Annotated in this window: 11 protein-coding genes; 5 read left to right on the top strand and 6 right to left on the bottom strand. The window is 77.2% G+C overall.

The annotated features are described in order from the left end of the window. Both WAA21_RS13410 and WAA21_RS13405 read right to left on the bottom strand, forming a co-directional pair. Positions 1-626 (bottom strand): hypothetical protein (locus WAA21_RS13410; RefSeq protein ID WP_336923321.1); only part of this gene is annotated, 626 nt, incomplete at its 3' end. Between the two features lie 131 nt (positions 627-757). Beyond that, positions 758-2,458, bottom strand: a complete 1,701-nt coding sequence (locus WAA21_RS13405) for an acyl-CoA mutase large subunit family protein (RefSeq protein ID WP_336923320.1) — start codon at positions 2,456-2,458, stop codon at positions 758-760. Between the two features lie 189 nt (positions 2,459-2,647). Between WAA21_RS13405 and WAA21_RS13400 the strand changes: the two genes are divergently transcribed. Then, complete coding sequence (locus tag WAA21_RS13400) at positions 2,648-4,840, top strand: beta-propeller domain-containing protein (RefSeq protein WP_336923319.1); 2,193 nt, start codon at positions 2,648-2,650, stop codon at positions 4,838-4,840. 37 nt (positions 4,841-4,877) lie between these two features. Here WAA21_RS13400 and WAA21_RS13395 read toward each other — a convergent pair whose 3' ends face one another. Beyond that, positions 4,878-5,744, bottom strand: coding sequence for a hypothetical protein (locus tag WAA21_RS13395; protein ID WP_336923318.1), 867 nt, complete (start codon positions 5,742-5,744; stop codon positions 4,878-4,880). Positions 5,745-5,791: 47 nt separating this feature from the next. Here WAA21_RS13395 and WAA21_RS13390 point away from each other — a divergent pair, with 47 nt between their 5' ends. The 4 genes from WAA21_RS13390 to WAA21_RS13375 all read left to right on the top strand — a co-directional run bounded on the left by WAA21_RS13390 (position 5,792) and on the right by WAA21_RS13375 (position 10,796). Then, the gene (locus WAA21_RS13390) at positions 5,792-8,119 is read left to right on the top strand and encodes a PAS domain-containing protein (protein WP_336923317.1); all 2,328 of its coding nucleotides are present in this window, start codon (positions 5,792-5,794) and stop codon (positions 8,117-8,119) included. Further along, positions 8,116-8,781: a response regulator transcription factor gene (locus WAA21_RS13385; RefSeq protein ID WP_336923316.1), complete on the top strand. Its 666-nt coding sequence runs from the start codon at positions 8,116-8,118 to the stop codon at positions 8,779-8,781. The genes WAA21_RS13390 and WAA21_RS13385 overlap by 4 nt, the downstream gene beginning before the upstream one ends. 75 nt (positions 8,782-8,856) lie before the next feature. After that, on the top strand, positions 8,857-9,309 hold the full coding sequence (locus WAA21_RS13380) for a hypothetical protein (protein WP_336923315.1): 453 nt from the start codon (positions 8,857-8,859) through the stop codon (positions 9,307-9,309). After that, on the top strand, positions 9,306-10,796 hold the full coding sequence (locus WAA21_RS13375) for a sensor domain-containing phosphodiesterase (protein ID WP_336923314.1): 1,491 nt from the start codon (positions 9,306-9,308) through the stop codon (positions 10,794-10,796). The genes WAA21_RS13380 and WAA21_RS13375 overlap by 4 nt, the downstream gene beginning before the upstream one ends. Positions 10,797-10,907: 111 nt before the next feature. Here the strand turns inward: WAA21_RS13375 and WAA21_RS13370 are convergent, their stop codons facing one another. Genes WAA21_RS13370 through WAA21_RS13360 form a run of 3 tightly spaced genes read right to left on the bottom strand, consistent with a single transcriptional unit; the run spans position 10,908 to position 13,473 of the window. Continuing rightward, positions 10,908-11,231, bottom strand: a complete 324-nt coding sequence (locus tag WAA21_RS13370; RefSeq protein WP_336923313.1) for a thiamine-binding protein — start codon at positions 11,229-11,231, stop codon at positions 10,908-10,910. 38 nt (positions 11,232-11,269) lie between these two features. Further along, positions 11,270-12,253 carry a methylmalonyl Co-A mutase-associated GTPase MeaB gene (gene meaB, locus WAA21_RS13365; RefSeq protein WP_336923312.1) on the bottom strand — a complete coding sequence of 328 codons (984 nt, stop codon included), beginning with the start codon at positions 12,251-12,253 and terminating at the stop codon, positions 11,270-11,272. Further along, positions 12,253-13,473 (bottom strand): acetyl-CoA C-acyltransferase, encoded by a 1,221-nt coding sequence (locus WAA21_RS13360; RefSeq protein WP_336923311.1) that lies wholly within the window; start codon positions 13,471-13,473, stop codon positions 12,253-12,255. The genes meaB and WAA21_RS13360 overlap by 1 nt, the downstream gene beginning before the upstream one ends. Positions 13,474-13,485: the final 12 nt, after the last annotated feature.

Raw genomic sequence — 13,485 nt, 5'->3', positions numbered from 1 at the left:
CGTGCCGCTCGCGCCGGCCCGGCCGCACGCGGCCGGGACCGACGGCGCCGCAGCCGCGCGCGCCGCGCGGCGAGGACCGTCAGCCAGCGCAGCCCTAGCAGCAGCGTGAGGGCCCCGCCGACCAGCAGCGGCCACGCACCGGGGTGGCGGGCGGGGCGGTCCCACTCCAGGCGCGCCCCCTGTCCCGCGACGACGACCACGTCGTCGGGACCGGGCTCCGGGACGACGAGCGCGGCGCCGGGACCGGTGGCCCGCTGCTGCCACACGCCGGCCCGCGCCGGGTCGGGCGCATCGGCGTCCCCGCCCTCGGTGCCCGCGGACAGGGTCTGCGCGTCGGCCACGCCGGTCACGACCGTCCGGGCGGTGCCCTGCAGCCAGGCGGCCACGTCCGCCGAGCGGCCCACGTAGACCCCGGGCGTCACGCCCGGGGCGGCGGCGCCGACGGCCTCGACACGGACCGGCTCCCCCGTGAGCGCGAGGACGCCGGGACCCGTCGTCACGTAGCCGCCGGCGGCCTCGCCGCCGACGACCTGCGGCGGTCGGGCGAGCGTGAGCATGACGAGACCGGCGACGAGGAGCGCGAGCCCGGTCGCCGCCACGAGCGTCGGGACGGCTCGGGGCACCACGTCGGCGACCCTAGGCGCGCACGCGCGCCGGACCGGGGAGGCACGCCCCGGGGCACCCGCGGACGTGCGGCAGGCGCCAGGGGACCAGGCGCCAGGGGAACCAGGAGGCAGGAGTTCAGGAGGCAGGGGTCCTAGAAGCGCGCGGGCTCGGTGTAGCCGCCCCACTCCTCGCGCAGCACGCCGCACACCTCGCCGAGCGTCGCCTCCGCGCGGCACGCGTCGAGCATCGGCGCGACCAGGTCGGAGCCGTCGCGGGCCGCCTGCACCATGGCGGCGAGCGCGGAGCGGACCGCGGCGTCGTCGCGGGCGGCGCGCCGCCGGGCGAGCGCGGCGACCTGCTCGGTCTCCACCTCGTGCCCGACGCGCAGGATCTCCAGCGGCGCGCTCACGGAGCCGGTGTGGCAGTTGACGCCGACGACCCGCTTGTCGCCCTTCTCCAGCGCCGTCTGGTAGGCGAAGGACGCGTCGGCGATCTCGGACAGGAACCAGCCGTCCTCGATGCCACGCAGCACGCCGGAGGTCATGGGCCCGACCTCGTGCGGCACACGGCCGTCGGCGTCCCGCTCGCGGCCGGCCTCGCCCATCTCCTCGATCCGGGCGAAGATGCGCTCGGCGTCGGCCTCGAGACGGTCCGTGAGCGCCTCGACGTACCAGCTGCCGCCGAGCGGGTCGGCGACGTTCGCCACCCCGGTCTCCTCGGCCAGCACCTGCTGCGTGCGCAGGGCGATCTCCGCCGCCTGCTCGCTCGGCAGGGCGAGGGTCTCGTCGAGGGCGTTGGTGTGGAGGCTGTTGGTGCCGCCGAGCACCGCTGCGAGCGCCTCCACGGCGGTGCGCACGACGTTGTTGTACGGCTGCTGCGCCGTCAGCGACACCCCGGCGGTCTGGGTGTGGAAGCGCAGCCACTGCGCCCGCTCGCTGGTCGCGCCGTAGCGGTCGCGCAGCCACCGCGCCCAGATCCGACGGGCCGCACGGAACTTCGCGACCTCCTCGAACAGGTCGATGTGGGCGTCGAAGAAGAACGACAGCCCGGGGGCGAACGCGTCGACGTCGAGGCCGCGCGACAGGCCGAGCTCCACGTACGCGAAGCCGTCGGCCAGGGTGAAGGCGAGCTCCTGCGCGGCCGTGGAGCCGGCCTCGCGGATGTGGTAGCCCGACACGCTGACGGGCTTGAAGCGGGGCACCTCGGTCGTGCAGTGCTGCAGCAGGTCGCCGATGAGGCGCAGGTGCGGCTCCGGGGCGAAGAGCCACTCCTTCTGCGCGATGTACTCCTTGAAGATGTCGGTCTGCAGCGTGCCGTCGAGCCGGCGCGTGTCGACGCCCTGCCGCTCGGCGGCGACGAGGTACATGCAGAACACCGGGACGGCGGGCCCGGAGATCGTCATCGACGTCGTCACCTCGTCGAGCGGGATGCCGTCGAAGAGGACCTCCATGTCGGCCGCGGAGTCGATCGCGACGCCGCAGTGCCCGACCTCGCCGACGCTGCGGGGGTCGTCGGAGTCCCGGCCCATGAGGGTCGGCATGTCGAAGGCGACCGAGAGCCCGCCGCCGCCCCGGGCGAGGATGAGCTTGTAGCGCTCGTTGGACTGCGCGGCGTTGCCGAAGCCCGCGAACTGCCGGATCGTCCACGCCCGCCCGCGGTAGCCGGTGCTGTGCAGGCCGCGGGTGAAGGGGTACTCCCCCGGCCAGCCGATCCGCGGGTCGACGTCGTCGCCCGGCGGGCCGTAGACCGGGTCGACCTCGTCGCCGGACAGCGTCGTGAAGTCGGCCTCGCGGACCCTGCCCGCGGCCGCCGCGGCGTCGAAGCGGGCCTGCCACCGTGCGCGCGCGTCCATCGCTGCCTCCTGCCGACGTCGGTGTCGTGCCCGCCAGCCTACGACCCGGACCGACCACGGACCGACCGCTCGTTCGGGTGAGGTCGGGGGCGCCCGCGGGCCGGTCGTGGAACCGGGCGCGCCCCCGGCGCGTCCCATCCGCGGAACCAGCACCCGGGCACGCCCCGGGGCACGCACCGGGAGGTCACCGTGGACGCACGCCGCAGGACCCGTACCCGCACCGCCGCCGTCGTGGCCGCCGGTGCCCTCGTCGTGACCGGCGGCGTCGTCGCCGCCGACCTCGCCGCCGCGCCCGGCGCGGCCGCCGCGACCCTCGAGCCCTTCGGCTCGTGCGAGGAACTCCTCGGCTGGTACCGGGACGCCGCCGCGGAGCAGGTGGGGCCCTACGGGCTCGGGGAGGGCGGCCCGGTCGCGGTGGCGGAGGCGGCGGAGACCATGGCGGGCGCGGACACGGCGGCGGACGCCGGCGCCGCCCGGACCGGGGAGGCGGTCGGCTCGTCCTCGACCGGCACGAACGTGCAGGAGGCCGGGGTCGACGAGCCCAGCCCGCTGAAGGTGACGGGCCCGGACGGCCGCTGGGCGGTGGCGCTCGCGGGTGAGGACCTGGTCGTGGTCGACACCGACCGCGGTGAGGTGGCCGGTCGGGTCCGGCTCGCACCGGACGACTCGGCCGGTGCGGGGCCGGCGGCCGCCGGGGCGGACGACCCGGCGGGGCTGTCGCTGCCCGCACCGGAGCCGACGGCGTGGTTCAGCGACCTGCTGCTCGTCGGCGACCGGGTCGTCGTGCTCGGCTCGGCGTCGCTGCCGGAGGAGGAGGACCAGGGCGACGCGGCGGACGGGCCGGGTGCGGCCGGGCCGGGCCGGGTGGCCGACGCCGTCTGGTGGCCGGCCTCCACCCCGACCACGACGGCGACCACGGTCGACGTGTCGGACCCGGCCGACCCCCGCGTCGTGGACGTCGTCGAGGTCGAGGGGTCCTACGTCGCCGCCCGGGCCTCCGAGGGCACGACCCGGCTCGTGACGACGACCGCCCCCGCGCTGCGGTTCACCGACCCGTGGCAGGTCATGCAGGAGCCCGGTGCGCCGGAGGACGTGCGCACCCCGCGCCGCGACGGCTCCCCGAGCGACGAGGCCCTCGCCGAGGCCGAGGCGCGCAACCGGGCCGTCGTCGAGGAGGCCGACCTCGCGGCGTGGCTGCCCGACCTCGTCGAGCGCGACGACGCGGGCGCGGTGACGGCGCGCCGACCCGTCGCGTGCGAGGACGTCGCCCACCCCGTCGACGGCCCCGCCGGCCTCGGGACGATCGGCGTCCTCACGCTCGACCCGGCCGCCGGGGCGGGCTCCGTGCTGCTCGACACCACCGCCGTGAGCGCCGACGGGTCCTACGTGCACGCGACCGCGGACCGGCTGTACGTCGCCACGACCCGCGGCGGATGGCTGTGGGGGTGGCCGTGGGCGGGCGGTCCGGGCCGCACCGAGCCCGTCCGCACCCAGCTGCACGGCTTCGACACGAGCGACCCCCGCGACACCGCCTACCTCGGCTCCGGGCAGGTCGAGGGGTGGCTGCTCGGGCAGTGGGCGATGGACGCCCACGACGGCACCCTGCGCGTGGGCACGACGCTGGAGGCGCCGGGCCCCGACGAGGCGCCGCCCGGGCCCTCGGGCGCGCCGGCGCCGCCGCGCACGACGTCGAGCGTGGTCGTGCTCACCGAGACCGGCGACGGCCTCGTCGAGACCGGTCGGGTCGACGGGCTCGGGCCCGGGGAGCAGATCCGGTCGCTGCGCTGGTTCGACGACCTCGCCGTCGTCGTCACCTTCGAGCAGACGGACCCGCTCTACACCGTCGACCTCGCAGACCCCGCGCGGCCGCGGGTGCTCGGCGAGCTGAAGGTGACCGGCTACTCCGGCTACCTGCACCCCGTCGGCGACGGCCTGCTCCTGGGGGTGGGACAGGAGGGCGACCAGGAGGGCGTCCTGTCCGGGGCGAAGGTCGAGACCTACGACCTGCGCGACCTCGCCGCCCCGACCGACGTCGACCGCCTCGTCTGGCCCGACAGCGCCAGCCCGGTCGAGCAGGACAGCCGCCGCTTCGCCTACCTGCCCGACCTGCGGACGGCGGTGGTCCCGCTCGACACCTGGGCCGGGGGCGACGGCTCCTCGGGCCTCGTGGCCGTCGCCGTGGACCCGGCCGGCGGGCTGACGGAGTCGGGCCGCTGGGACGGCGAGCGCGCGGGGTACCTCTCGGCGCTCGCCGCGGCCGGGGACCAGGTCCTCGTGACCGTCGAGCGCTGGGACGGCGACGGGGACGGCGGAGCCACCCGGGGCCTCACCGTCCTCGACGCCCGCACCCTCGAGCCCGTCACCGACGTCGACCTCGGCTGAGGCGCACGGGCGCGCCGGCCCCTCCGGTCGGTCGGGGTCAGGACAGCAGCACGCGACCGACGTCGCGCGTGCGGTACAGCTGCACCGGCACCGCGAGGAGCATGACCGCCAGCGCGACCCACGCCGCGACCGCCACCGCGAACGGCGGGTCCGCGAGCGTGACGCCGTAGGCGCCCCACGCGGCGGGCAGCACGAAGGCCGTCGTGCCGCCGCGCAGCCGCAGCCCGACGTCGAGCACCACGGCGGCCGCGGCGACGAGCGCGACGATCCCGGCGGCGCGCGCCAGGCCGCCGGAGTCCGGTGCCCCGAGCAGCACCCCGGACAGGGCGACGTTGGCGACCGTCGCGAACGTCACCCAGCCGAGCAGCAGCGGCGCCACGACACCGGGCAGCACGCGCGCCACGCCGTACGTGGGCGGGACCTGCAGCCGCGCGACGGCGACCCCCGCCGCCACGACCGACAGCACGACGAGGCCGTTGCCGACGAGCACGGCGGTGCCGTCCTGCGGGAACACGAGCTCGAAGGCGGTGTTGGCGGCGAAGGCGACCGCGAGCGGCCAGCCCGCCCGGCGGTGGACGTCGCGGGCGAGCTGGGCCGGCAGCGCCTGGTAGACGGCGTAGGCGAGGCAGCCGGCGAAGATCACCCCCCAGACGGCGAAGGTCGAGCCCGCGGGGGTGATGACCGTCTGCCAGCGGTCGGAGACCGCACCGACGTCGGAGGCGCCGGGCAGCGCCGCGCCGAGCGGGCTGCCGAGGACCTGCGCGAGCGCGGTGACGGCCACCGCGACCGCCCGCGCGACGTCCCACCGTCCGTACCGGGTGGCGGGACCACCCGTGGTCGGGTCCGTGCCCGTCCCGGGCTGCCCCGGCGGGCCGGACGGCGGCGCGACGTCGCGACTGGTCATGGCCGCCCATCCTGCCGTCCTGCGGGGACTGCCGCGATCCGCCGGTCATGCGCCATCATCCGCTGGGGGCGGTCGTCACCGGGGAGGTGACGGGCAAGGAGGGGCGCACGATGAGCGACTCCCGCACGACCGGGGGCGACGCGACGGAGCTGGTCAGGGCGTGGGACGACCTCGCGCTCGGGCTCGTCGTCATCGACCGCGACTGGCGGTACCGGTACGTCAACCCGGCCGCGGCCGGGCTGCTCGGCCGGAGCGCGGCCTCGCTCGTCGGGCGCGACTACCGGCGCGAGTTCCCCGACGACGCCGGCTCGGCCTTCGAGCTGGCCTACCGGCGGGTCCTCGCCACCGGTGTGCCCGAGACCGTCGACAACCTCTACGAGCCGTGGGACCGCTGGTTCCGCTCGCAGGTCCTGCCGTGCCGGGCGGGCATCACGGTGCTGTTCTCCGACGTCACCGCCGAGCGGCGCCACAGCCTCAGCGACATCGCCGACCTCGCCGTCCTCACCCAGCTCGTCAACCGCGCCCCGGTGGGTGTCACCGTCAAGGACGCCGACGGCCGCTTCCTGTACGTCAACGCCGCCGCCGCCCGGCAGGCCGCGAGCGACCCCGCCGAGATGGTCGGACGGGACGTCGGCGAGGTCTACGCACCCTCCGTCGCCACCGCCTCGCGCGAGACGACGGCCGAGGTCGCGCGCACCCGTCGCAGCCGGACCACCGAGGAGGTGGTCCCGGTCGACGGCCTCGAGCGGACGTACCTGTCGACGCGCTTCCCGGTCTACCAGGCGAGCGGGGACCTGCTCGGCGTCGCGGCCATCCACACCGACATCAGCGAGCAGAAGACGGCCGAGCGCGAGCTCGCCGCGAGCCGGGCGCTCTACCGCGACATCTTCGCCGGGACCACGCTCGGCCAGTGCGTCGCCTCCGGCACCACCCACCGCGTCCTGGAGTGCAACGACGCCTTCGCCGCGCTCCTCGGCGGCAGCGTCGAGCAGGTGCTCGCCAGCGACACGGGCGACCTCGTCGTCGACCCCGAGGGCTGGGCCGCGGGGCTCGGGGCGGCGGTCGAGGCGGGTCGTCGCTCGATCGAGGTCGACGGCGAGCTCCGTCGGTTCGACGGCCGCGCGGTGCCCGTCCTCGCGAGCGCCACGGTGCTCAACGACGGCTCGACCGTCTCCTTCATCGTCCGCGACCTGTCCCCGGTGCGGGAGCTGCAGGCGCGGCTGGTGGAGTCCGAGCGGCTCGAGGCGGTGGGGGCCGTGGCCGGAGGCATCGCGCACGACGTCAACAACGTGCTGGCCGCGGTGGGCGGGTACGCCGACCTCCTCGAGCCGCACGTGCCGGCGACGGGCTCGCCGGCCCGTCACCTCGCCGGCATCCACCGGGCGGTCGCCCGGGCCCGCGACCTCGTCGACCGGCTGCTCGCCTTCTCCCGGCAGCAGGAGCTCGAGCCGACGACGTTCGACCTCGGTGCGGCCGTGCACGACCTCGCCGACATGTGCCGTCGGCTGCTGCCGGGCACGGTGCGGCTGGAGCTGGGGGTCCTGCCGGTGCTGCCGGTGCGGGCCGACCACGCCCAGGTGCAGCAGGTGGTCCTCAACCTCGTGCTCAACGCCCGCGACGCGCTCCCCGACGGCGGCACGGTGGTCGTCACCGGGCACGAGGCCCCCGGCGGGGACGCCGACGCCGCGTCCCTCGCGCTCGCCCGCGGCCACGAGCTGCGGGCGACGCGCTACGCGGCGGTGTCGGTGTCCGACGACGGCGTCGGCATGAGCGAGCCGGTGCTGCGCCGCTGCTTCGAGCCGTTCTTCACGACCCGGCACGGCCGGGGCGGGCACGGCCTCGGCCTGTCGACCGCCTTCGGCATCGCGCGGCAGAGCGGCGGCGACCTCCGGGTCAGCAGCCGCGAGGGCGTCGGGACGACGTTCACGCTGCTGCTGCCGCTGGCGCCCGACGGCGGCGCCGACCCGGGGGGGACGCGCGGCAGCAGCCCCGACGCCGGTCCGGACCAGGACGCGCCCCCGGCACCGGCGGGCCCGGGCCCGACCACACTCGTCGTGGACGACGACCCCGACGTGCTCGACGTGGTCGCCGCGACCCTGCGGGCGGCCGGGCACACGGTGCTCGAGGCGGCCGACGGCGACAAGGCGCTGCTGCTCGCCCGGGCGATGGGCCCCTCCCTGGACCTCGTCGTCAGCGACGTCCACATGCCCGGGACGGACGGCCGGACGCTGCGTGCGCGGCTGGCGCGGGAGCGACCGGACCTGCCCGTGCTGCTCGTGTCCGGTCGTGGCGAGGAGGTCGACGGGCCGTTCCTCGCCAAGCCGTTCCGCCCGCGCGCCCTGCTCGCGGCCGTCCGGGAGCTGCTCGCGCCATGAGGCTGCTGCTGGTCGAGGACGACCCGGACCTGGGCCCGCTGCTGCTGGAGCAGCTGCAGGGCGAGGGGCACGTCGTCGACCTGCTGCAGGACGGCGAGGACGCGCTGTGGCTGGCGACGGAGCAGACGTACGACGCGGTCGTCCTCGACGTCGACCTGCCGGGCGTGGACGGCTTCACCGTGTGCGCCCGGCTGCGCGAGGCCGGCGACGCCACCCCCGTCGTCATGCTGACGGGGCGCTCGGACGTCGCCGACCGCGTCCGCGGCCTCGACAGCGGCGCGGACGACTACCTCGCGAAGCCCTTCCACCTCGCCGAGCTCGGCGCCCGGCTGCGGGCGGTGGCCCGTCGCGGCGAGCGCGAGGTCCTGCTGCGGCTGGAGGTGGGTGAGGTCGTCGTCGACCCGGCCACGCGCGCGGTGTCCCGAGCGGGGGTGCCGGTGCCGCTGGTGGGCCGCGAGTACGCGCTGGTGGAGCTGCTCGCCCGCCACGGGGGGCGCATCGTGCACCGCGACACGATCGCCGCCCACCTCTGGGACTTCGCCGCCGACGTGACGCCCAACGCGCTGGACGTCCTCGTGTCCGCCGTCCGCGCGAAGCTCGACCGGCCCTTCCCGGAGCCCGTCCTGCGGACGGTCCGCGGGGTCGGCTACCGGCTCGGCTGACGGGCCGTCCGACCTGGCGCGGACCGCGGCCGCCCGCCTCAGGTTCGCCACAGGTGGCCGCGGGACCCTCCTGGCGTGGACAGCGCCCCCCGAGTGCTCGAGCTCGAGCCGACCCCGGAGCCACCGGGCGGGCCCGTCCTCGTCGTGGTCCACCCCGACGAGAACGTACGCCACCACGTGCTCGCCGCCGCGCCGGCCGAGCTCCTGCCCCTGGCGGTCCCCCGTCCCGAGCAGGTGCGGCTGTGGCTGCGCGAGGCCCCCGGCGTGCTCGTCGTCGCCTTCGACCCCGCGCGCACCCCGGCCCACGACGTGCGGGCCGGGCTCCCCGACGGCGCCCGCGTACACCTGCTGAGCGTGAGCGACCTCCAGCTCGACGCACCCGACCCCGCGGTCGACTCGGCCCTGCCCCGGCGACGCCTCACCCGCGCGAGCCTGCTGCGTCACCTGCGAACCGTCGGGCTCACCCCGTCCCCCGGCACCCCCCGACCGGGCGCCGACCGTCCCGCCCTCGCGCAGGTGACGTCGTGAGTCGCGTCCCGGTGCACCCCGAGGAGGCGCGGCGGCTGCTGGCGGTGCAGGCGCAGCGCGCCGTCGCCGAGCGCTGCGGGGACGACCCGGTCCTGCGGACGCTCACGACGATGGGGGCGCGGCTGCTCGGCGTCCCCGTCGCGACCGTCACGCTCGTCGACGAGACGGAGACGCACGTCGTCGCGGCCCGCGGCGAGCGCCGCGGCGCCACGCGGCCACGGGTGCAGACGATGTGCGCCTGGGCCGTCGCGGCGGACGCGGCGCTGTCGGTCCCGGACCTCGCGGGCGACTCGCGCTTCCGCGACGGCGACCTCGTCGCGGAGGGGCTGCGTTCGTACCACGGCGTCCCGCTGCACGCCGCCGACGGCCTCCCGCTCGGTGCCTTCTGCGTCTTCGACACCTCGCCCCGCCACCTGGACGCGAGCCAGCGCGAGCTGCTGCGGGAGCTCGCGCTGCTCGCGGAGTCGCACCTCGCCCTCACCCTCGCCGAGGACCTCGGGGGCGCCCGCGCCCTCCTCGCCGCGACGTCGCCGGCCGTGGCGACGGACGTGCCCACCCAGCGCGCACCCCACGGTCCCGGCTCCGCCGCCGGGTCGGGGCCCCGGGCCGCGACCGAACCGCTCGACGTCGCGGGCGGTCTCGCGGCCGGCGAGATCGTGCCGTTCTACCAGCCGATCGTGACGCTGGCCGACGGGCGCACGACGGGTGTGGAGGCCCTCGTGCGCTGGGAGCACCCGACCCTCGGGCTGCTGCAGCCCGGGGAGTTCCTGCCCGAGGCCGAGCAGGAGCACCTCGTCCTCGCCGTCGACGCCCTCGTGCTGGAGGAGGCCTGCCACCAGGTGCAGCACTGGCGCCGCACCCGACCGGACACCGCCGACCTCGAGCTGTCGGTCAACGTGTCCGGCCGCCACCTGGAGACCGGCTCGCTCGTGGAGCTCGTCGAGACGGCCCTGGAGAGCAGCGGGCTGCCGGCGCACGCCCTCACCCTCGAGCTCACCGAGACCGTCCTCGTCGCCTCCGGGGACGCGGGCACGGTCGCCCAGCTGCAGGCCGTCCGCGACCTGGGGGTCGGCCTCGCCCTCGACGACTTCGGCACGGCCTACTCCACGCTCACCTACCTGCGGCGCTTCCCCGTCACGCGGCTCAAGGTGGACCAGAGCTTCGTCCGCGGCCTCGGCGTCGACCGGCGGGACGGCCTGCTCGTGGAGTCCGTGGTGCGGCTCGCGCGCGGCCTCGGCCTCGACGTGGTGGGCGAGGGCGTGGAGACGGCCCGGCAGGCCTCGGTCCTGCGGGGCCTCGGCTGCCACCGGGGGCAGGGCTTCCACTTCCAGCGACCGGCGAGCGCCGAGCACCTCGAGGTCTCCGGCCGGCTCGGTCCGCTCGCGCCCGTCCCGGCCGCCGTCACCGGCCCGCTCTCGCCGCTGGCGTTCGGCGAGGACCTGGTGGCCCACGACCCAGAGCCCGACGAGGTGCGCGCCGCCTCCTAGACCTCCCCGTGCGGGCCCGGCCGGTCCCCCTTCCCGGCCGGGCCCCCTCCGGGCGCACGGCGACGACCCCCTGCCCGTCGCCGTGCGCCCCCCTGCCCGCCGGCCCGTGGCCTACGCCGGGCCGGGCTCGCCGCCGCGCCGCTCCAGCGCCGCCTCGAGCCGCTCGAGCTTGCCGTCGAGCTCGCCGGTGCGCCCGGGCCGCACGTCGGCCTTGAGCACGAGCGACACGCGTGGCGCCGTGGCGGCGAGGACCTCGACGCAGCGCCGCACGAGGTCCATGCACTCCTCCCACGAGCCCTCGACCGTCGTGAACATGGCGTCGGTGCGGTGGGGCAGGCCCGAGTCCCGCACGAGGCGGACGACGTCGGCGACGGACTCGGAGACCGAGCCGTCGGGGCCGGCGGTGGACGGGGCGACGGAGAAGGCGACGAGCACCGTCGCAGGCTACGGCCGGTCGTGCCCGGGGGCCGCGCTCAGCCCTCGACCGCCGCGACGAGCCGGTCGGCGGCGGCGAAGGGGTCGAGCGTCCGGGCGGCGACCCGCCCGGCGACGTCGTCGAGGAGGCCGCCCTCCCCTGCCCGCCCGAAGGTCTGCCGGAGCCGGCCGAGCGCGATCGCGCTCACCTCGGCCGCCGCCCGGCGCAGGCGCCGCGGCGCGACCGCGTCGTGGTCGCGGGCCCACGCCCGGTGCGCGTGCAGCGCCTGCACCAGCTCCTCGACGTCGCCGCCCGCGGCCACGGTCCGCACGACGGTGGGCCGCCACTCGCCGGGGGCGCGGGCGTCCCCGCCGAGCGCGACGGACTGCCGCAGCTCCCGCACGGTCGCGTCGGCCCCGTCGCGGTCGGCCTTGTTGACGACGAGCACGTCGGCGACCTCGAGGATGCCCGCCTTCGCCGCCTGCACGCCGTCGCCCATGCCGGGGGCGAGCAGGACGACTGTCGTGTCGGCGAGCGCGGCCACCTCGACCTCGCTCTGCCCGACCCCCACGGTCTCCACGACGACGACGTCGACGCCCGCCGCCTCGAGCACGCGCACCGCCTGCGGGGTCGCGGCGGCGAGGCCGCCGAGGTGCCCGCGGGAGGCCATCGAGCGCACGTAGACGCCGTCGTCGAGCGCGTGGTCGCCCATCCGCACCCGGTCCCCGAGCAGGGCGCCGCCGGAGAACGGCGACGACGGGTCGACCGCGAGCACGCCGACCCGCAGCCCGTCGGCTCGCAGGGCGGTGACGAGCGCCGAGACCGTCGTCGACTTCCCGACCCCCGGGGAGCCGGTGACGCCGAGCACCCACGCCGCCTCGCCCGAGCCGTCGGCGAGCGCCGCGGCGACCTCCCGCAGCTGCGGGCCGCCGTCGGACACGACCGAGACCAGGCGGGCCACGGCACGGTGGGAGCCGCTGCGGGCCGCGGCCAGCTCGGCGGGCACGTCGAGGTGACGGGCCCGCCGGGCGCGGCCGCCCATCAGGTGCGCGGGACGTGCAGCAGCAGGGCGTCGCCCTGGCCGCCGCCACCGCACAGCGCGGCGGCGCCGGTACCGCCGCCGGTGCGGCGCAGCTCGAGGGCGAGGGTGAGCAGCAGCCGCGCCCCCGACATCCCGATGGGGTGCCCGAGCGCGATGGCGCCGCCGTTGACGTTGACCCGGGCGTCGGCCACCTCCTCGGGCAGCCCCAGGTCCTGCACCGAGGCGAGACCGACGACGGCGAAGGCCTCGTTGATCTCGTAGCGGTCCAGGCGCGCCGGGTCGACACCCGCGCGGGCGCACGCCGCCCGGATGGCCGCCGACGGCTGGGTCTGCAGCGTGGAGTCCGGGCCGGCCACGCTCCCGGACTCCCCGACCTCCGCCAGCCACGGCAGGCCGCGGGACTCCACGAGCTCCTTGCGCGCCACGACGAGCGCGGCCGCGCCGTCGGAGATCTGCGAGGCCGAGCCGGCCGTCACCGTGCCGTCGGCCCGGAAGGCCGGGCGCAGCCGGGCGAGGGACTCCACCGTCGTGTCCGGGCGCACGCCCTCGTCCTCGGTGACGACGACCGGGTCGCCACGGCGCTGCGGCACCTCGACCGGCACGACCTCCTCGGCGAAGCGGCCGTCCTTCCACGCCGCCGCGGCGCGCTGGTGCGAGCGCGCGGCGAAGGCGTCCTGCTGCTCGCGGGTGAAGACGGGCCGCTCGGCGTTCTCGGGGGTCCCGGGGGTGTTGGCGGCGTCGGTGAGCCCGCCCATCGCCTGCGCGGTGAAGGTGTCGCGCAGGCCGTCGTGGGCCATGTGGTCGAGCAGCGCGACGTCGCCGAAGGTGTGGCCCGAGCGGCTGCCGGGCAGCAGGTGCGGCGCCTGGGACATCGACTCGGTGCCACCCGCGACGACGACGTCGGCGAGCCCGGCGCGGATCATGAGGTCGGCGACCACGACCGCGTGCAGGCCCGACAGGCACACCTTGTTGACCGCCGTCGCGGGGACCGACATCGGCAGCCCGCCCGCGACGGCCGCCTGGCGCGCGGGCGACTGCCCGACGCCCGCCTGCAGGACCTGGCCCATGACGACGTGGTCGACGTCCTCGGGGGCCAGGCCGGAGCGCTCGAGCGCGGCACGGACGGCGGCACCGCCGAGGACCGGTGCGGTGAGGGTGGACAGCGACCCCTGCAGGCGGCCCATCGGGGTGCGGGCGCCGGCGACGATGACGGAGACCATGGCGCCACGCTA

The sequence above is a fragment of the Aquipuribacter sp. SD81 genome, assembly GCF_037153975.1.
Classification (GTDB): Bacteria; Actinomycetota; Actinomycetes; order Actinomycetales; family JBBAYJ01; genus Aquipuribacter.
This window is presented reverse-complemented; position numbering and strand designations above follow the sequence as displayed.